Source organism: Gilliamella sp. wkB195 (genome assembly GCF_001690445.1).
In the GTDB taxonomy this organism is placed as follows: domain Bacteria; phylum Pseudomonadota; class Gammaproteobacteria; order Enterobacterales; family Orbaceae; genus Gilliamella; species Gilliamella apicola_E.
The window spans coordinates 1-20,144 of sequence record NZ_LZGP01000008.1; the positions used below are offsets into that span (position 1 = coordinate 1).

Annotated in this window: 18 protein-coding genes; 6 read left to right on the forward strand and 12 right to left on the reverse strand. The window is 34.0% G+C overall.

Annotated features, from left to right (window positions below):
• The 5 genes from A9G08_RS01875 to A9G08_RS01895 form a co-directional block, all read right to left on the reverse strand.
• Positions 1-405: hypothetical protein (locus A9G08_RS01875; RefSeq protein ID WP_065562063.1), on the reverse strand; the 405-nt coding region annotated here is incomplete at its 3' end.
• A 190-nt stretch (positions 406-595) separates the two neighbouring features.
• The gene (locus A9G08_RS01880) at positions 596-1,123 is read right to left on the reverse strand and encodes a hypothetical protein (protein WP_141673902.1); all 528 of its coding nucleotides are present in this window, start codon (positions 1,121-1,123) and stop codon (positions 596-598) included.
• Between the two features lie 58 nt (positions 1,124-1,181).
• The gene (locus A9G08_RS01885; protein ID WP_065562065.1) at positions 1,182-1,403 is read right to left on the reverse strand and encodes a hypothetical protein; all 222 of its coding nucleotides are present in this window, start codon (positions 1,401-1,403) and stop codon (positions 1,182-1,184) included.
• A gap of 254 nt (positions 1,404-1,657) precedes the next feature.
• The gene (locus A9G08_RS01890) at positions 1,658-2,344 is read right to left on the reverse strand and encodes a DKNYY domain-containing protein (RefSeq protein ID WP_065562066.1); all 687 of its coding nucleotides are present in this window, start codon (positions 2,342-2,344) and stop codon (positions 1,658-1,660) included.
• Between the two features lie 469 nt (positions 2,345-2,813).
• Positions 2,814-3,194 carry a VOC family protein gene (locus tag A9G08_RS01895; RefSeq protein ID WP_065562067.1) on the reverse strand — a complete coding sequence of 127 codons (381 nt, stop codon included), beginning with the start codon at positions 3,192-3,194 and terminating at the stop codon, positions 2,814-2,816.
• A 127-nt stretch (positions 3,195-3,321) separates the two neighbouring features.
• On the opposite strand from A9G08_RS01895, the gene A9G08_RS01900 reads away from it, so the two are divergent.
• Positions 3,322-4,281 (forward strand): helix-turn-helix transcriptional regulator, encoded by a 960-nt coding sequence (locus A9G08_RS01900; protein ID WP_065562068.1) that lies wholly within the window; start codon positions 3,322-3,324, stop codon positions 4,279-4,281.
• Positions 4,282-4,298: 17 nt separating this feature from the next.
• Here the strand turns inward: A9G08_RS01900 and A9G08_RS01905 are convergent, their stop codons facing one another.
• Positions 4,299-5,153, reverse strand: a complete 855-nt coding sequence (locus tag A9G08_RS01905) for an aldo/keto reductase (RefSeq protein WP_065562069.1) — start codon at positions 5,151-5,153, stop codon at positions 4,299-4,301.
• A 472-nt stretch (positions 5,154-5,625) separates the two neighbouring features.
• Positions 5,626-7,950 carry a TonB-dependent hemoglobin/transferrin/lactoferrin family receptor gene (locus A9G08_RS01910; RefSeq protein ID WP_065562070.1) on the reverse strand — a complete coding sequence of 775 codons (2,325 nt, stop codon included), beginning with the start codon at positions 7,948-7,950 and terminating at the stop codon, positions 5,626-5,628.
• 365 nt (positions 7,951-8,315) lie between these two features.
• On the opposite strand from A9G08_RS01910, the gene A9G08_RS01915 reads away from it, so the two are divergent.
• Together A9G08_RS01915 and A9G08_RS01920 are read left to right on the forward strand one after the other, a co-directional pair.
• A complete protein-coding gene (locus A9G08_RS01915) occupies positions 8,316-8,762 on the forward strand; it encodes a LexA family protein (protein WP_065562071.1) in 447 nt (148 codons plus the stop codon).
• On the forward strand, positions 8,759-10,018 hold the full coding sequence (locus A9G08_RS01920) for a Y-family DNA polymerase (protein WP_065562072.1): 1,260 nt from the start codon (positions 8,759-8,761) through the stop codon (positions 10,016-10,018). Before A9G08_RS01915 ends, A9G08_RS01920 begins: the two co-directional genes overlap by 4 nt.
• Before the next feature lie 111 nt (positions 10,019-10,129).
• Here the strand turns inward: A9G08_RS01920 and A9G08_RS01925 are convergent, their stop codons facing one another.
• Genes A9G08_RS01925 through A9G08_RS01935 form a run of 3 tightly spaced genes read right to left on the reverse strand, consistent with a single transcriptional unit; the run spans position 10,130 to position 15,151 of the window.
• Complete coding sequence (locus tag A9G08_RS01925; protein WP_065562073.1) at positions 10,130-11,260, reverse strand: ABC transporter permease; 1,131 nt, start codon at positions 11,258-11,260, stop codon at positions 10,130-10,132.
• A 5-nt stretch (positions 11,261-11,265) separates the two neighbouring features.
• A complete protein-coding gene (gene rbbA / locus A9G08_RS01930; protein ID WP_141673903.1) occupies positions 11,266-14,064 on the reverse strand; it encodes a ribosome-associated ATPase/putative transporter RbbA in 2,799 nt (932 codons plus the stop codon).
• 13 nt (positions 14,065-14,077) lie between these two features.
• Positions 14,078-15,151 (reverse strand): HlyD family secretion protein, encoded by a 1,074-nt coding sequence (locus A9G08_RS01935; RefSeq protein WP_065562074.1) that lies wholly within the window; start codon positions 15,149-15,151, stop codon positions 14,078-14,080.
• 523 nt (positions 15,152-15,674) lie between these two features.
• Here A9G08_RS01935 and argE point away from each other — a divergent pair.
• Entirely contained in the window at positions 15,675-16,832 is a 1,158-nt protein-coding gene (gene argE, locus A9G08_RS01940; protein ID WP_065562075.1) for an acetylornithine deacetylase, read from the forward strand.
• 360 nt (positions 16,833-17,192) lie between these two features.
• Here the strand turns inward: argE and rnz are convergent, their stop codons facing one another.
• Together rnz and A9G08_RS01950 are read right to left on the reverse strand one after the other, a co-directional pair.
• Positions 17,193-18,104, reverse strand: a complete 912-nt coding sequence (gene rnz, locus A9G08_RS01945) for a ribonuclease Z (RefSeq protein WP_065562076.1) — start codon at positions 18,102-18,104, stop codon at positions 17,193-17,195.
• 6 nt (positions 18,105-18,110) lie between these two features.
• Positions 18,111-18,338: a YccJ family protein gene (locus A9G08_RS01950; protein ID WP_065562077.1), complete on the reverse strand. Its 228-nt coding sequence runs from the start codon at positions 18,336-18,338 to the stop codon at positions 18,111-18,113.
• Positions 18,339-18,414: 76 nt separating this feature from the next.
• Here A9G08_RS01950 and yaaA point away from each other — a divergent pair, with 76 nt between their 5' ends.
• Complete coding sequence (yaaA, locus tag A9G08_RS01955; RefSeq protein ID WP_065562078.1) at positions 18,415-19,182, forward strand: peroxide stress protein YaaA; 768 nt, start codon at positions 18,415-18,417, stop codon at positions 19,180-19,182.
• A gap of 7 nt (positions 19,183-19,189) precedes the next feature.
• Complete coding sequence (locus A9G08_RS01960) at positions 19,190-20,143, forward strand: AEC family transporter (protein WP_065562079.1); 954 nt, start codon at positions 19,190-19,192, stop codon at positions 20,141-20,143.
• Position 20,144 lies beyond the last annotated feature (1 nt).

The following is a 20,144-nucleotide window of genomic DNA, read 5'->3' on the forward strand; positions in this document are numbered from 1 at the left end:
ATAATAGATATAACATATTGAGTTTAGACCCTGTTGTTTTTTAAATTTTTCCTCATCTGTTTTATTTGCAAATATTAGATCTATGTCTCTTCCAATTAAATTATCGTCTTCTGACTTATTAATAGCATAAGATAGTTCTTGTGAAAGATCGCTATCTTTACCATCCAAATCTAAAGGTTCTCTATCTTTTAAATGATTCCTTTTTATCGACAAATTATCTATTTTAAAGATTTTATATTGTGGGCATTCACAGGCATAAAGCATATCAACAGCATATAAACCAACTTTTTCCTGAGGATAATTATCTTTACATCCGAATAAAGTAAATAATAAGATATACAATATTTTTTTCATTTTTATAATTCCCTCAATATCTAGCCAGCATTTTTGAGTTGTATAAGCCAAAACATTCTGCCAATAGCTCTTTTTTCATGTCATTCTTGTTGTTGAATAGATGTTTTCCTATCACCATTTATATTTGCTTTTGACAAATAGCCAACCCATTGTTTTTTTTCATAACTCCCCCACTCTTCAAGTGGGTAATTGTTGCCTTTATAGGTCTTATATATGGTATCGTTTTATGATGTGTCTTTGATCAAAAATATACAACACCACTATTTCCAAATTCATTCCTCGCCCAGCCCTCATTTTCGATTATTGGATAATATTTTTTTAATTTTTCATAAAATTCATCATTAGGTGGATAGGCTTCTTTATTTTCATAATGGTCATAGACTTCTTTATAATTTATACAATAAGCATTTTTACCCTTTATTTTTAAAGTATAAACATAAATTTCTTGATAACGACTATATCTAAAAAAAGAATATCTATATTTTAATTTTTTTAATAAATCTGTGTCTGACATAACTGTCAATTCCCGTTGTAAATCTTGCTTATCTTTGGTTGTAAAATTAGGGATATTGTTCATAGCCCAATTGGGTAATTCCTGCCTGATTTCTTGTAATTGTTGCGGATCAAAAGCTTTGGGTTTAGGATTCCATAAAAGCGATTCGCTTAAACATTCACAGCCTTCTTTTTCTATTCTTTCAGTCATATCATAAGGAGTTGTTCCCCATATTTCATATCTTCCATCTTCTGTTTTGCACCATATATTTTTCATATTGCAACTGTTTACTAATGTGATTAGTAATAATATTAATAAAATATTTTTCATTGTGTTATATTTGAGGCTTAAAAGTTTTCATATCATTATGTACACCCACAGGAGTTGAAGCACCTGTTACCGGATGCCTTACTCCGTCGGGAGCAAACCAGGCACTATCTATTTTTATTTTATTAAATTCTATTTTTTTCCATTCTTTCCATCTCTTTTTTTCTGTAGGAGTACATTTTTGATTCAGTAAGTATTTGTATGTATTATTACATAGTTTATTATTCACTGAAGTCGCTTTATTTTTCTTGCTTCATAAAATAGTTTAATACAATTTTTTTCATCATTAATTACTCTTAAATTCCATCAAAGATGTGGATAATATTTAAGGGAATCACCGTATGGTAACTAAAGGTTATTTTCCAATCTGAATATTATCCTTCAGGTAACATTCCAGACCGACAGGTATAAGCTTAATTTTTCCTGAGGGATAAAAACTATCTTTAAACACTATCATCCATATTTTTATTAATGTAAGAAATGTTATTTTCCATCACCAAAATATTGTTCTCTCAGTATTGGATCTGTATAAATACAATTATCGTCAAATTTTTTATCAAACTCTTCACGACTTTTTATAGGCTTATCATTAATATAAATATAATTTTTATCTAAACCAATCGTTTCGTCCCATTCTGAATCATGTCGGATCTCATTTTTCGTTCTAAACGTATTAACATCGGCACCGTCTATTTTTTTTCCATTGTAGTAGATTGCATTTTCAACACGTAAGTAATCTCCTCCTAACACCGCATAATCTGAAGATGAGCCAGCTATAAAAAGCTCACTATTGACGTGGGAATGGCAGGTATAAATATAGATATGGTGTTTATCTTTGAAATAATACTTACTTTGCATACCTTCGTTATATCTTAACCAGTAATCATTATTAATCTTTTTTCTATCCTCTATGTCATTAAACAGCAAATCAAACGTTTCTATATCAATTGTTTTGCTTACTGGTTGATACATTTTCGTTTTTGGATTATAAATTGTTGAATAATCGAGTGTATCTGTTGTTTTTTTTGCACACCATGAATTAGGAATTTGAATATTCCATTCGTTACCATTCTTAACAAGAAATGTAGAACGAGTTTTTGTAACAGCATTATCGCAGGCTGTTACCAAAAAAATGGATAGTAGATAGATGATTATTTTTTTATTTTTCATAATTGGTTGTTATTAAATATCTCTCCTTGATAATAGTCATTCTTTCAACTTTTACCAAACCAAATTCCCTTTTTATATGATAATGAAAAATCATTAGGAAAAGTCCAACTCACTTGTTTAATTGTCAGTTATATAGTATTTAATTTTTCTCCGTCTACCATTATTTGTATATTCCGGAATTTCATTTATTTTTTATAAGATGATATATCAGAATTATGAAAATTAAAGAAATAACTCTTATATTTTTCTTGCTCCTGATAGCATCGTCTTTTTTATCAGGCGCCATAATCCATTCTAAAAAACTGACATTACCACAACTTTCAAGGAGCAATTTAATCTTTTCGCTGCTTGTCTCGCCATTAGGTTTGGTGGTGGAGCCAGTCAGTTTTTTAGAATTGTAGCTTCATTTTAAGATGACTTAAATAAATTTTTTAAAGCACCAATTGTTTTAATTTCTTAAGATAATTTTTTATTCAAATTTTGAAGTGTCGGTAGCACAAACACGGAGTCGATGACCATCAGGATCATTTCCTACAAATGTGTATCCGAAATCGAGCATTTGAGGTTCGAGTTCAATTTTGACGTTTAGTTCTTTCCATGTCGCATAAATCTCATCTACTTCATTTTTTGTTACATCACTAAATGACAGCTCAAAACCACCATAATGATTGGGTGCCTTTGGCGTTATTTTATCAGCCTCTTGCAGCCCCAAAATAAAATTATCATTCAATAAAAATACAGCAAAGCCAGGATAAGTTTTAACAGGTGGGCGCCCTAGTATTTTTGCGTAAAACTCTGTGCTAGTATCGACATTTTTGACATAAACAATAACGCTATTAGGTTTAAACATTTTTTCTTTCCTTTTAGTGATAAAAATTAGTTCAATTAATTTTAGTTATCTCTATTTTGATGTGGCATTAATGACAACTGTATGTCATATTTAAAATTCAATCTAAATTATTTTGCAAACATAGAGTATGAAAATTAATCGTATAATTACTATCATCCTGATCTTGCTTCAAAGAGAAAAAATCAGTGGTAAAGAATTAGCCGAAAAATTAAATGTATCATTGCGTACTATTTACCGAGATATACAAGTTATAGAGGGAGCGGGAATACCCATTATTACCTATCAAGGAAGTGCAGGTGGAATAAGTATTTTAAAAAATTATAAAATTAGTAAAGGTCTATTCACTAAAGAAGATGTCATTGTTTTATTAAAAGGCCTCAACTTATTATCCTCACCAGTTTTCAAAGAAAGTGAAAATTTAAGAACACTTGAAAAAATTAAGAGTTTTTTATCAGAACAAGAACTTGATGAAGTAACAAATAACTTAAATCAACTTATTATTGATTTATCGCCTTGGTTTTCTAAACAAAATATTGATAACAAAATATCTATTATAAGACTGGCACTGAAAGAACAAATGCTTTTATCGTTTGATTATTTAAGTGTTAGGAATAAACAAGCCTCACGTTTAATTGAGCCATATAAACTTATTTTTAAGGAAAAAGAATGGTATTTACAAGCTTTTTGTCTAACTAAAAATGACTTTCGTGTATTTAAATTGTCAAAAATGTCAAACATTAGAAAAACAAACACTAAATTTATTAAGCAGACAACGCCTGAAGCATTCTCCTTATTCCAAGCGGATATGAAAAAAAAGATTTTTAAAATAAAATTGCTAATAGATGAATCTCTTTTGGAACGTATTTTAGATTTTTGTGATGAAAAAGATATTAAGAAATTAAATGGACAACAGTATCTTGTAGATTTTAACTTTATTGATGATGACTACAGTTATGGCATTTTACTAAGCTTAGGTCATAAATGTATTTGTTTAGAGCCTGAGCATATACGTCAAAAACTCGTTGAACGAGCGGAAAAATTAGTTAAATCTTACAAAGAAACTGTCAATCTATTTATGTCAAATTAGCCTCAATAACTAAAAATTTAAACATCTAATCTCCGGCTGGTTAACCATTTTACTTTTTGCGGATCTCGATGATCAAAAAATTGACTTGTATTTGTATCAAGCGCTGCTATTTGTTGCATATCTTTATCCGAAAGCTCAAAATCCCAGATATCTTGATTTTCAATTATACGCTCTTTACGCACAGATTTAGCCAAGCTTGCAATACCTCGTTGTGCTAACCAACGTAATACCACTTGCCCTATTGTTTTACCATATTTAACGGCAATTTGACCTAACACCGGATGGGTAAATAAACCATTTTTCCCTTCAGCAAACGGTGCCCAGGCTTGAGGAGTTATGCTCTCTTTTTGCATATAAGGCACGGCTTCAAGCTGTTGTTGGAATGGGTTAACTTCAATCTGATTTACGGCAGGAATAATGGAATGAAATGCAGTTAAATCAGCTAATCTATCAGGTTGAAAATTACTTACGCCAATAGCACGAGTTTTACCTGCTGAATAAAGCTCTTGCATTGCTTGCCAAGCACCATGAACATCACCATAAGGTTGATGAATTAAATATAAGTCAACATAGTCTAATTGCAAACGATTTAATGAACGTTCAAATTGAGCCTTAGCACCATTGTAATTGGCATCTTGCAACCATAACTTAGTCGTAATAAATAATTCTGCTCGATCAATCCCATGTGCACGAATAGCATTACCAACTTCAGTTTCATTTTGGTAACTTGCAGCTGTATCAATTAACCGATAGCCAGAATCAATTGCATCATGTACGGCTGTTTCACACTCTTTCTTATCGGTCATTTGAAAAACACCAAACCCTAAGATAGGCATTTCGATACCATTATTTAATGTTATTGTTTTTTTCATAGCTCATACCTCAGTTATTGTATTTAGCCTATTATTAAACAGCTTACTACAATGATAAAGTAGGTAAAACAACATGCACTAATGAAAAATTTTCATTAATTAACTTAGGTCTTTTATTGAAATATCACGATATTCAAACTTGATGAAAAGCACGATAAGGTCATTAAAAAAAGCGACGAGTAATTTCAATATCGAAAATTATTTAATTTGAGATATGTATGAAGCTAATATAATTCATATATCAATCAGCACTCACACCCCTCTTTTAATCGTTTAATGCTGATTCAATCGGATGTGGCGAAAAATTAACAATGATCATATTAGATCTTTTTGAAATGCTTATTATGTGTTTAACAACTCAGTGATTTTTATTGATGCCTTATTTATATAAGGCATCAATACTATTTTTTAATAGTTTAACCTGCAATACTTTTTAATTGTTTAAACTTATCAACTTAACGCTAGATAAGTATTAAAATTTATATGAAAAACTTGCTTTAAAGTTGCGTGCTAAACCATAAGTATTTTCACCTAAATATAGTCGATAATCTTTGTTAAAGATATTATCAACGGCCAGTTTAACTTCAGCTTTCGGTAAAAATGTTGGCTGCCAGGTTGCAAATAAATTATGTAATGAATAACCTGATGAACGACCTAAACCATACGCCCCAAGATCAGCAAGCCCATCATGGTTTCTATCTTCTGATCCTGTTCGATCTTGTTTTCTGACAAATTGAGCATTCCAACCTGCTCTTAAATTCCATTGAGGAATTTTAAAACCGGTAGTTAAAGTTGCTGTACGAGGTGAAATTGTCGCAACATAAGTTTTGTTATGCATCCATGGAGCTTGTGGCGCGGTGTCTCGCTCTCCTTTTTGAATTGAGTACGTTGCACTGGCAAACCAATATTTACTATCATAAAAAGTTTCTAGTTCAAATCCGTTTACCACTAACTTACCGGGCAGATTTCGATAATTAGATTGTCCAACTGGGCACAATCTACCGGGGCCACAAATGGAGCCATTAAAACCACGAGTAACAAAAATTTCGTTAGTAACACGCTGTCTAAATAATGTGCTTCGAACTTGTAATTTATCATCTTTTAACATTAGATTATTGAAATCGAGGATATTTCCCAATCGGATTGATAAATCACGCTCTTTTTTCAAATTGCGACTGGTTGCAGAGATTTTACCACTACCGCCATTTTTAGGGGTGAATTGAACCTCATAAGTTTCATCAACAGTCGGTGCTTGCCATGCATAACTGATATCACCAAAAAAACCGATATTTTCTGTCGCTTGCCAATATGAACCGAGTCTTGGCGTCCAACCAGTATAGGTAACTGGCGCATAATTGTGTCCATAACGCGGATCGGGATCATTATAAGCTGATGCATAATTTTTCTTACCATGATTACGAACATAATCGTATCGAAGGCTTGGCGTTAAGACAAAATTGCTAATCGATAATTCATCTTGTAGATAAAAACTATAAGTTTGTTGTTTTCCAGAAGGCATATAAGCAGGTTGAAAATAGCCATGATTATAATTGGGTTTCTTCTCGTAATTTTTGTAATACATCAAGGTATCACGATCATGCAAATGCACTTGCGCACCAATTTTTAGAAGATTATCAATTGGTCCTGTAGTAAAAATACTGTTATTTTCAAGCTCAACAGTTTTATCAGTGTAACTGACCCAACTCTCATTGCCCATGGTACCTAAAGAAGCAACCGGATTATATTTGGTCGGCCTCATATCATGTTGCTTTGTTTTTGAATATGTGGCACGTAAGGTAAAATCGACTAATGGATTATAAGTTGGTTGATAGTTCCATTTAAATTGCGCTGATTCATCTGTTTGATCACGTTTGACTAATTTTCGTAACCAAGCTGCTCTATATCCATATTTTTTAATTTGGGCAGCAGTTGGTGGCGTCATCTTTTCAACATATTTTGCTGCCCACGGCTGCCATGAATCTCGTTTTGAGCGGATACCGGATATCGTGAACGTATGCTCTTCATTAGGTCTAAAATTTAATTTCCCCATATACGTGTCCATATCATCTTCTGAGAATTCAAATCGAGAACCATCCGGTCTTTTAAAATTGCCACTATCGCGGTTAGTGTAGTAAAACAGCCCATCAAACATATCATCTTTTGTTCTACCATAAACAGCACTTGTTACCATATTTTGATGATTATTTGAATGGAAACTATATTTAACCAAAGCGCCAACATATTTATCAGGATCGAGTAAATCAATCGCATCTTTAGTTTCCATTGTTACTACCCCACCAAAGCCACCATTACCAAATTTGACATCATGCGGGCCTTTATTCACTTCCACCCGTTTAAGTAATTCCGGCTCAACAAAAACCGAGCCTTGCTGGTATTTTTGGAAACCTTTTTGCGCACCATCAACAATAATTTTTACATCTTCTACTTTACCAAATCCCCAAATATTCAACGTCTGTCCACCCGGTCTAACCGAACCTGCAGCGCTCACGCCCGGTAATGTATTGAGTAATTCGGCTACATTATCCGCTTGCTTTTGTTCTATCAAACCTGATGTAAGTGTTGAACGACCGGCAATAACGCTATTAATTTTTTTCAATTGATCTTGTGATCTTGCTATAACGGTAATCACATCATCAATATCTTCACTACTTACGTTATCTTTATTTCTTTTTATTTGTGATTCATCTTCTGATGAAGTATTCTCGCCCCTTGAAGGTTCCGCTTGAAGAGAAAAACTCATACAGAGCAATAATATACTTATTTTTTTATATCCCATACCTCGTTCCTTTTTAAAAAGCATGTTATTAAAAAACACGACTAAATTAATATTATCCACATAAATAGTAATGATAATCATTATCATATGAGGATTACGAAGTATAGGTTTTTTGGGTAGAAATAAATAGCAAAATTTGAATTTAATTTATCTCTCGATAAATTGAAAAGTAAGCACCTAAGTCGTTTAGCTAGCAACTTTACTTGTAAAACAACAGATTATCTTTTTTTAGTAATCTATTTTTAATTTTTTACACTCGTTTTTATTGAATTAAGTATTTTATACTGTATATTTATGCATATATCTTTTTTTTATGCGAATAGATCTCCACTATTCGTTTTTTATTGTTTTTTAGGAGTGTTTTCTTGAATAAATATTGTGTTGTTCTTGGGCAAGCTAATAGCTCTCTCGCGACTTATTTGCCTTTAGTTAATACACCAGTAAGAGCTGGATTTCCCTCACCTGCTGATGATTATTTAGAAACAAAACTAGATTTAACTAGCCATTTAGTTAAGCACCCTAGTGCGACTTATTATATTAAAGCGATTGGTGACTCAATGATTGATTATGGTATTTACAGTGGTGATCTGCTTGTTGTTGACCGATCTTTAGAACCGAAAATAGATGATATTGTTGTCGCCGCTGTTGACGGTGAACTAACTTGTAAGTGTTTAAGTTTTATTAATGGCGAACATCATTTAGTATCAGGCAATAGACTTTATCCACCTATTTCACTAACAGGGAAAGAAGTCCATATTTGGGGGGTCGTAATACATACGATTCACTCCCTACGAAAGCGAGGACATTCATGATTGGGCTAATTGATTGTAATAATTTTTATGCATCATGTGAACGAGTCTTTAATCCCAAATTAGAAGGAAAACCCATTGGTATCTTATCTAATAATGATGGTTGCGTAATCGCCCGTTCTAATGAATTAAAACCCTTAGTACCAATGGGAATGCCTGCCTACAAAATTGAACCCAAAATTAGAAAAAAAATTAAATTATTGAGTTCTAATTATGAGCTTTATGGCGATATGAGTCAGCGGGTATTTGATACCGTTCGTCATTATACTGCAGATATTGAACCTTACTCTATCGATGAAGCATTCATCCATTTAAATGGATTTAACAATGTGTTAACTCATTGTCAAAATTTAAAAACAATAGTAAAGCGTGATACAGGTATCCCGGTGAGTATTGGTATTGCACCAACTCGAACGTTAGCAAAATTAGCTAATCATATCGCAAAAAAACAGCCAATTCATCAAGGTGTTTATTGTTTACCGACTAATCAAGAAGCGATAAAGACGATATTAAAGCAATTCTCAATTGAAGATATATGGGGCGTTGGTTGGCGAATTGCTCAACGGTTAAAAGTATTAGATATTCATACCGCTTGGGACTTACATCAAGCTAATTTGAAACAAATTAGACCGTTATTTTCTGTTGTCCTTGAACGTACAGTACTTGAACTACGTGGTATTAACTGCATTGAATTAGATGATTTATCTACACCTAAAAAAAATATTATGACATCGCGTAGCTTTGGTCATTTAACGAGTGATCTATTTGATATACAAGAAGCAATTCGAGTACATGCAAGCCGTGGTGCAGAAAAACTAAGAAAGCAAAAATCAGTTGCTAGTGCAGTACTGGTCTTTTTAAAGACTAATCGATTTCGGCCAGAATTACCTCAATATAATCCATCAATTGTTGTTCCATTATTGTCAACAACTGATGATTCGAGATTAATCATTCATGCCGCTCAAAAAGGATTACAATCCATTTATAAAAAAGGCTTTTTATTTATGAAATTAGGTGTGATGCTACTTGATCTAAAAGCTAAAGATGATTATTGCCAATCCGATTTATTTATTCCTGACATATCAGAAACGCAAAAAAGTGAACAGCTAATGAAAACAATGGATTACATTAATCAAAAGATGGGAAAAAATACTATTCACTTAGGCGGTATAAGACAAACCGCAGCTTGGCAAATCAAGCGAGATATGCTTAGCCAGCGGTATACAACTCGTTGGGAAGAGTTACCTTTTGCTAAATAGGTAATTAATAATAATTTAAACAATGGATATATTTGATTACTTCAAACAAGTATATCCATATTTTTAAGTGCTGAACAAAACCGATTGAATCTTATGTTCAGCACGTTTATTCTAAGAACCCATATTAACAATTGAACTACGAAAGCGTTTAAGCGCAATAAGAAAGAACACACTACCAATAGCTAATAACCAAGCATAAGATGTCCAAACAACACTAAAGCCAGCTCCTCGATACAAAATTGCTTGCCCTAATTCAACAAAATGCGTTGTTGGTGCAAACAGCATGATATTTTGGACCACCTCAGGCATACTTTCACGTGGTGTACTACCACCAGAAAGCATTTGTAAAGGTAGAAGAATCAAAATAAATAACATGGCAAATTGTGCTGTTGATTTAGCGACAGTAGCCATAAAAATACCAAGTGACGTTGTCACGAATAAATGTAGAGCAGCCCCAATTAAAAACAAGGTAATCGAACCTTCAATCGGAACATTTAGCCAACCATGAACAACAACTAAGAGTGCCCCCCATGTTGAAACAAGCACGACAAGCCCCATCGACCAAACTTTTGATATCATGATTTGAAGTGGTGTAACTGGCATTGAAAGCAAGTGATCGATAGTACCATGTTCACGCTCCTTCATTAAAGCTGCGCCAGTTAAAATAATCGACAACGTGGTCACAATATTGATGATTTCCATAACGGAACCAAACCAAGAACGGGTCAAGTTTGGATTAAATGCAGCATGAACTTCAATATTCACCGGCAAACTGGTGGGTTTATCGATTTGATTGAAATATTTTGTTATTTCGTTGGTCACAATTTGGGTAATATAACCATTCCCAACAAAAGCCTGCCCCATTCGTGTTGCATCAATATTAAGTTGAATTTCTGGACTTTGATTATTTAACACATCGCGTTGAAAGTTAGGCGGAATATTCAATGCAAAAGTATAACTATCGGTATCCATACCTCGATCAACTTCATCCATAGAGTTTAGTTTTACCGGTTGGTTAAACATGGGTGGATAAAACGCCGCAATAATTTGTCTGGATAATGGCGAATCATCTTCATCAACTACCGCAATCGACGCATGATGAAGCGAGTCTGAAGTTGCTGTTGCTGCAGTATAGATATCAAGCGTAAAACAGTAGGCAATTAACAGCAACATAATTGGATCACGAATCAATCCCCATAACTCTTTAATGCCTAAGCGATAAATATTAATAAAACTTTGCATAATATCTATCCTTCTTGTTTCTTGAGGAGGAATATACTTGCACCAAGTATAATCGGTATGGTGATCAGCAAGGCAAATATTGAGTTATGTAAATCAAAAAATCCTAATGCCTTATTAAAGACTCCTCGAGCAATAATAAGCATATGAGTTGTTGGATAAACTTCACCAATATATCGTCCACTACCTTCTAAAGATGCAACCGGATTAAGCAAACCAGAAAATTGTATCGCTGGTAACATGGTACCAACACAGGTTAAAAAGATAACCGCAATTTGACTGCGTGTAACTGTCGAAGCAAGTAATCCAAAGCCTGTTGCAATAATACAATAAGCTAATCCAGCCAAACACAAAGTCAACAAGCTGCCTTTAATTGGTACGCCAAATATTGTAACCGCCATAAGCAGCAATAATAAAAAGCTAAGCATCGAAATCACAATATATGGAACCTGCTTACCTAATAAAAATTCAGTTTTGGTAACAGGCGTAACATATAAGTTAATTATCGACCCCATCTCTTTTTCACGTACTACGGATAGTGCAGCTAACATCGATGGAATCATTAATAATAAAATAGGAATAACCGCAGGTACCATAGCTTGTAAACTTTTGATATCGGGATTATAACGATATCGAGTTTCGATATTTGCCAATGAACTCGATGTTGTTCCAGTAGTCATTTTAATTTTGTCACTTAACCAAGCAAGATGCATTCCTTGTACATATCCTTTAATCGTATCGGCACGCAAAGGCATTGCACCATCAATCCATATTCCAATACTAACCGGATCACCACGTTGAATATCTCGACCAAAATTTGGTGGAATCTCAATAGCTAATGCTATCTCATTACTTCTCATCCTATGATCCATATCATCATAATCAAGGATTGGCGGTTTCTCGATAAAATAGCGCTTAGATCCAGAAAGATTGGTAATATAATTTTGACTGGTAATAGTTTGATCACGATCTAACACCGCAAAATTTAAATCTTCTACATCCATGGTGATACCATAGCCCATAACCAACATTAAGATAGCTGAACCTAAAAGTGCCAACAAAGCTCGCAATGGATCGCGCGATAGCTCTAAAGTTTCACGCCACATACACCCAATCATCCGAGTTAAGCTAAATCCCTGTAGGTGAGCATCTTGCGTTGTATTAGCTTGTTTATTGGTTAAAGTTTTAGGCTCTTCACTTGCTTTTTCATCACTATTGGTATCATCTGCACCAGCATCAACTAAATAACGAATAAAAGCTTCTTCCAGCGTTTTAGCATTTTTGGAATTGATGATATTATCAGGAGTATCACTGGCTAATACTTTACCTGCATGCATAAGTGAAATCCTATCACAGCGTGCCGCCTCATTCATAAAATGGGTAGTAATAAATACCGTAACTTTATCTTTTCGGGAAAGTTCGATAATTAAACGCCAAAAGTCATCCCGAGCAATGGGATCAACCCCGGAAGTCGGTTCATCTAGGATAAGAATCTCAGGATTATGAACCACCGCAACAGATAAAGAAAGTCTTTGCTTAACCCCTAACGGTAGACTATCTGGTAAACTTTTTAATTCATTTTCCAAGCCAAAACGCTTAACTAACTCCTCAACTCTTGCAGGAATTTTGCTTTCTTCAATACCAAATAGACGGGCATGTAAAACTAAGTTTTGTTCAACCGTTAATTCACTGTAAAGCGAAAAAGCCTGAGACATATAACCTAAATGACGTCTAACATTAATATCACTTGCATCAACCGGTTTACCAAATAACCAAGCTTCACCTGAGGATATTGGTAATAACCCTGTTAACATCTTCATCGTTGTGGATTTACCGCAACCATTAGATCCTAAAAAACCAAATATTTCGCCTTGTTTGATTGAAAAGTTAACATGGTCAACCGCAACAAAATCACCAAATTGCTTGGTTAAACCTTTTGCCTCAATCGCCACTTGTAAATCTTTATTTAAATCTAATGGGGGAATTTCAACCGATTCATAACCTTCTCTAGCATCTTCTGGCATCAATTGAATAAAGGCATCATCTAAATTATCTTTACCAGTTTTGGCTAATAATGCTTGAGGCGTGCCTGTTTCAAGAATCTTACCGCCATACATTGCAACCAGCCAATCAAAGTTTTGCGCTTCATCCATATAAGCTGTTGCAACAATCACGCTCATTTGTGGTCGTTGTTCACGAATTTTATTGATTAATTGCCAGAATTGCGCGCGAGAAAGAGGATCGACCCCTGTTGTTGGTTCATCAAGAATAAGTAAATCAGGATCATGAATCAAGGCAGAACATAAGCTGACTTTTTGTTTCATCCCTCCAGAAAGGCGACCAGCGGGTCTAGATAAAAAAGGATACAACCCAGTGCTTTTAGTTAACTCATCAATACGACGTCGCCTTTCAGCAGCATCGTTACCAAATAAACGAGCAAAAAATTGTAAATTTTCTTCGACTGAAAGTGTAGGATAAAGGTTTTTCCCTAATCCTTGTGGCATATAAGCAATACGGGTACAGACGTTTTTACGATGGGATTTATCTTTCATGTCACCATCTAAAACGTAAACTAATCCCTCTTGAATGACATGTGCGCCCGCTATTAATGATAATAAGCTAGATTTACCAACACCATCAGGACCAATCAGTCCCACCATACATCTAGGCGGGATGGCAATACTAACATCATTAAGCGCACACGTTTTTTTATAATGTAACGATACATTACTTACATTTACAACAGCATCATCAATGGCCTTACCTTCAGCAAGTAACGTCAAATCCTTTTTATTTGACTCTGACATATGCTATCTCCAATTATTTAGTTTGGCATTTTGCAACATCAGATAAACCTGAAGGCCACTCCGTATTAGGATCTAGTCTTACCCAAGCCACACCAGGAAGACCGGTTTTAACATGAGTTATATAGCATTTTAACAATTCTGGGCTTAATTGTGCTTTCACTCTAAACATGAGTTTTTGACGTTCATCTTTAGTTTCAACAGTTTTAGGCGTAAATTGCGCAACGCTTGAGACAAATGAAATTTTGGCTGAAATTGCTTTATTGGGTAAAGCATCAAGAACCAATCTTACTTCGTCACCAATTCCGACTTTACCTGCAATTGTTTCAGGTAAAAAGAAAGTTAAATAAACATCTGAAAGATTAACCAGATTTAACACTTTACCGCCTGAAGGTAAAACTTCACCGGGTTGAGCAATGCGATATTGAATACGTCCATCAACTGGTGCAGTTAATGTACTGTCATCAATATCCGCTTGGATTTGATTAATATTTGCTTGCGCTACGTTTATAGCTGATTTAGCACTTTCTACTCCGGCTTGTGCAGCTTCAATGGCTGCATCGGCAGCGGTAACTTGTGATTTAGCAGAGTCTAATGCTGCTTTTGCACTATTTACTTTAGCGGTATCATCATCAAATTGTTGAACTGAAATTGCCCCTTTTTGATAAAGGGTTTTTGTTCGTTCTAAATGCTTATTGGCAATATCTAAATCACTTTCTCTTTGAGTAACACCAGCTAAAGCAGCCACTTTGTCACTCATTTTTAAGGCAACTTGAGCTCTAGATGTTGCTTCATTACTCAAAGCTTGTCGATATTGCGCTTGAGCTTCATTTAACTGAGCTTGTAATGTATCTGTTTGCATAACAACTAAAGGTTGGCCTGCTTTAACAAAATCACCCTCATCAACATTAATTTTTTCAATTCTACCGGCTAACTTGGCTGAGATATTGATTTCAGTTGCTTCGATACGTCCATTACCGCTAGTAAAATCTGAACCATATCCATCAGGCTTAAATTGTTGCCATAAGATAAATCCAATAGCAACAACTACAACTGCGATAATAATCCATTTTTTATTTATTTGTTTCATGAATAACACCTATTCTAAAATAACAATTTATAATAAATATTAACGAAAAATTTAACTGTTATAATCTATTTATTTTCAATTTACGCATAATAGCAAATGTTTTTTACAAATAGAATCGACTCTAAATGTAAACGCAGTAAATGCTAAAAATCAGTAAATTACTATTGGGAAAAGTTAGCATTAGAAAATCATCACCATAAATCTCTCTAATTCAATCTAAAAAAGTGTCATCACAACTAATAAATTCTTTTATAACGCATCAATATCGGTCTCTACTTTAAATGGAAAGTGATGTACATTCACTAATATGGCAACCTAAAATAATTTAATCTTCACTTCCTATTATTTTATAAGTGATTAATAATTAATTTTTTAATTCATGCTGATATAAAATAAGCTATCATGTAAACCATTTTGAATTATAGTATTTTGAATCTTAGTATTTTGCATTCTAGTATTAACGCAAAGCGCATTGAACAAAGAATGATGAAAACTAAACGTTATTATTTAATAAGGTGAATTTATGGCAATCCCCTCTTTTTTGACAATTTATAATGAATTGATATCCACTCCAACTATTAGTAATGTCACCAACGAAAAATTGGATTATTCCAATAAACCTTTGATAGACAAATTAGCGACATGGTTTGCGGATTTAGGATTTATTGTTGATGTCCAAGCCGTCCCTAACACACGTCATAAATTCAATATGCTGGCAACTTATTCAAATAGTGAAAATAAAAGCCAAGGAGGCCTATTACTAAGTGGCCATACCGATACCGTTCCTTTTGATGATGGACAATGGAGCAAAGATCCATTTAAGTTAACGGAAGATAATAACAAGCTTTACGGATTAGGCACGGCTGATATGAAAGGATTTTTTGCTTTTATTCTAGATGCTTTGCGAGATATTGATCTAAAAAAACTCACCAAACCAATTTATGTACTAGCTACCGCAGATGAAGAAACCTCAATGGCTGGTGCATCATTTTTTGCCAAACAAACTCAATTGAAACCTGATTGCACCATAATTGGTGAGCCTACTTCACTAATTCCTATACGAGCACATAAAGGATTTATTTCTAATTCAATAAAAGTGATTGGAAAATCAGGTCACTCAAGCGATCCAGACAAAGGTATTAATGCTATAGAAATTATGCATTTAGTCATTGAACGTCTATTAATCCTTAAACAAAAATTCAAAGAACAATATCATAATGAAGGCTTTAGTGTCCCCTATCCAACCTTAAATTTAGGTGTAATTCATGGCGGTGATGCTGCAAACCGAATATGCGGGTGTTGTGAATTAATTATTGATATAAGAGTATTGCCTGATAATGATGTTGACTCGATCTATAACGCATTATGTGAAACATTAAAACCCGTTATGGATAAATACCCTAATCGTATTTCAGTAGAATATGAAGTATCACCCATTCCAGGATACGAATGTAAAAAAGATCACCCTGCATTGCAGCACATTGAAAATTTAGTGGGTCATCAAGCACAAACTGTCAATTACAGTACTGAAGCGCCTTATTTAAATCAAATTGCGCCAACCATAGTTTTAGGTCCAGGCTCTATTGAACAAGCTCATCAACCAGACGAGTTTATTTCAATGGACTTTATAAAACCAACAAAATTAACGATAGAAAATTTGATCAAAGATTTCTGCCTCTAATCATATAAAAACGCCGACATCGTCGGCGAATAAAATTGCTTTAAATTAGGATAATTTGTCATCTTTATGGTTATTTCCCCATTGGCAAAGCATATCTAAAATCGGTACCAAAGATTTACCTCAGTCTAATAATCCATATTCCGCTTTAGGGGAATTTATGGATATTATTTCATGCCCTTATATACCACTTCATCCAAAACCTCCCAATAAGATTTATTAATTTTATACTGTAAAGAAAAATAAGACGGTATAGACTCCTCAATATTTTTTACAGAATTGAGGCTTTTTAAGATGATTTATTTTTTACGAAGGAAGCTAACTTATACAAAATCAACTAACCGACAAGATCGGCTCATTTTACTATACTTCAAAAGTAGCAAAATCAGTTGCGATTTCAGTTGGCGCAAAAATATTCCTAGCCTCATTGACTAATTTTGTTTTGTCATTCAAGGTGTAGCGAGGACTAATATGCGTAATAATAAGACGCCTAGCATGAGCTTGTTTGGCAATAGTTGCCGCGTGTACAGTTGTGGAATGTCCTCGCTCAAGCGCCTTTTCTTCAAGGGCTTGTTCTTGGGTTGCTTCATGGACTAATAAATCCACATCTTTGGCTAAATCAATAGATGCCTGACAAGGAATGGTATCGCCTAAAATGGCAATTTTTTTACCTTTTCTAACGCTTGCTTGGTAGTCCTCACCATGAATAATTCTTCCATCATCTAAAGTGACTGTCAGACCCGCTTTTAAATCGCGATAATAACAACTAATTTCATCATTTTTTAATTTATCAATATCCAGTGACGCTGGCAGATCTTTTTCAATAATCCGATACCCAAAACACGGAACACGATGCGCTAATAATTTGGCTTCAACGCGAAACTTATTATCCTCAAAAACCAAACCATCTTGCTCAAGTTCAATAATATTTAAAGGATAAGTCAGCCAAGAATAACTAATATCAATAACAGTTTGAATAAATTGCTTAATGCCTTTTGGACCAACTAAGGTCAATGGCGATTGGTTTTGCATCAAAGAACGAGTTGTTAACACGCCAGGTAAACCAAACAGATGATCACCATGTAAATGTGTCAAAAAAATCATCTCTAATTTAGCCAGACTAAATTTGGCCTTTTGCATTTGCATTTGAGTCGCTTCACCGCAATCAAAAAGCCATAAAAGCCCTCTTTCCTGCCGGAGATCAAGCATAATACTGCTAACATTGCGTTCAGCTGTTGGTGACCCAGCACTCGTTCCTAAAAAAGTTAATTTCATAAAAGATTAAACGTTTTTACGCTCAATGGTTTGTTCACCCCAGAAGAGTTTGTCTGCTTTAGTTTTAGAAAAAGCGAGTTTTAAGACTTCATCGCTACCTTCTTCCCAAATTTGCTCAGCGAGTTTTTCATCATTTTTAGCTAATTCAAAAATAGCTTCAGCTATCTCAATAGAAGTTTCACGAATGCTGGCCCAAGATCGAATTTCATGTATTTCTTTTTTGGTACTATTCATATTTGTTCTCCTTATTTGCTAAGATTAGATGTAAAATAAACCCAATTGGTACAAAACACAATAGGTGGTATTTTTTATGCTAACAATTATTTCTCCATCCAAAACGCTTGATTATCAAACGCCTTTAATTACCAAACAACATAGCTTACCCGAATTTTTAGAATCGACTAAACAACTTATTGATATTTGTAAAAAACTTAGCAGTGATGACTTGGCTAAACTAATGTCGATCAGCCCAAAACTTGCCACTACCAATTATGAACGTTTTCAGAACTGGCATACTGACTTCAATTTTGATAATGCAAGGCAAGCTATTTTGGCTTTTAAAGGTGATGTTTATGAGGGTTTGCATGTAGAAGATTTTAATGATGCCAATCTAAAATTTGCACAATCTCATTTACGCATTTTATCAGGATTATATGGCTTGTTACGACCACTTGATTTAATTCAACCCTACCGTCTAGAAATGGGTATTCGCCTTAAAAATGGTAATAATACTAATCTATATCAATTTTGGGGTGATAAGTTAACAGAGTGTTTAAATCACGAGTTGGCAAAATCAACCAATCCAACGTTAATTAATTTAGCTTCTAATGAATATTTCAAAGCAATTAAACAACTCAAAGCGAAGGTTATTCAACCCATCTTTTTAGATAAAAGTAAAAATGATTATAAAGTGATCAGCTTTTATGCTAAAAAAGCACGAGGTTTAATGAGTCGATTTATTATAAAAAATAGCATTAATAACAGTGACGATATTAAAAGTTTTAATTTAGAAGGCTACCAATTTGATTCAAAACGCTCAACTGAATTAGAATGGTACTTCACCCGAAATCACGCATAAAAGTAACATGGAATTTCTAATCACATTATGGCAACAGTTTTTAACTACATTGCCTCTGTTCGTTTTGATTTTATTAGGCTACATAGCAGTTAGAGCGGGTCGTTGGCAAAAAACGGTGACAGATAGTGTTACCAAATTTACGTTTTATATTGCCTTCCCAATTATGTTATTTCAGATTATGAGCCATTTTTCAGAGCATTCTGAAATTGATGCCAATCTTTTGTTGGTCTTTTTTGGTGGCTCATTTATTGTGTTTGCATTGGGCTGTTTTATTGCGGTTAAATTTTTCAAACTCAATGGCTCGCAAAGTACCATGTTTGCAATGGGTGGAATTTATACCAATACTGTGTTTGTGGGCATACCAATTATCAAAATGTTATTAGGCGAAAAAGCCATTCCGATTGTTGCTATTATTGTGATTTTTAATGCGTTAATTTTATGGACATTAGCCACGGTATCCATCGAATTTGTCCAGATGGGAAAATTATCGACTAAAGGATTTATAAAAGCATTTAAAAATGTAGCAAAAAATCCGATTATTATTGGTATTTTTGCAGGAATAGTTGTCAATTATGTACACATTCCACTACCTTTCTTCATCAATCAAGCGACGAAGATGGTAAGCGATATGACAGCGCCTCTCTCATTAATCGTTTTAGGAATGGGGCTTGCTGAATATAAGATCCGCGATGATTTACCGATCACCATAGCCATTTGTGTTTTAAAACTATTTATCTTACCGATTGTGACCTATATTTTAGCGATAATAGTCGGATTACCACTTTTAGAACTGCAAGTTATTGTATTACTAAGTTCGGTATCAATTGCGATAAATTGTTATATGATGGCAAGACAGTTTGAGGTATTACAAGGTCCTATTGCTTCAAGTTTATTGATATCAACGGCATTATCATCCGTGACAACACCGCTAATTCTATCAATAATGTTACAGTTTGCTTAGA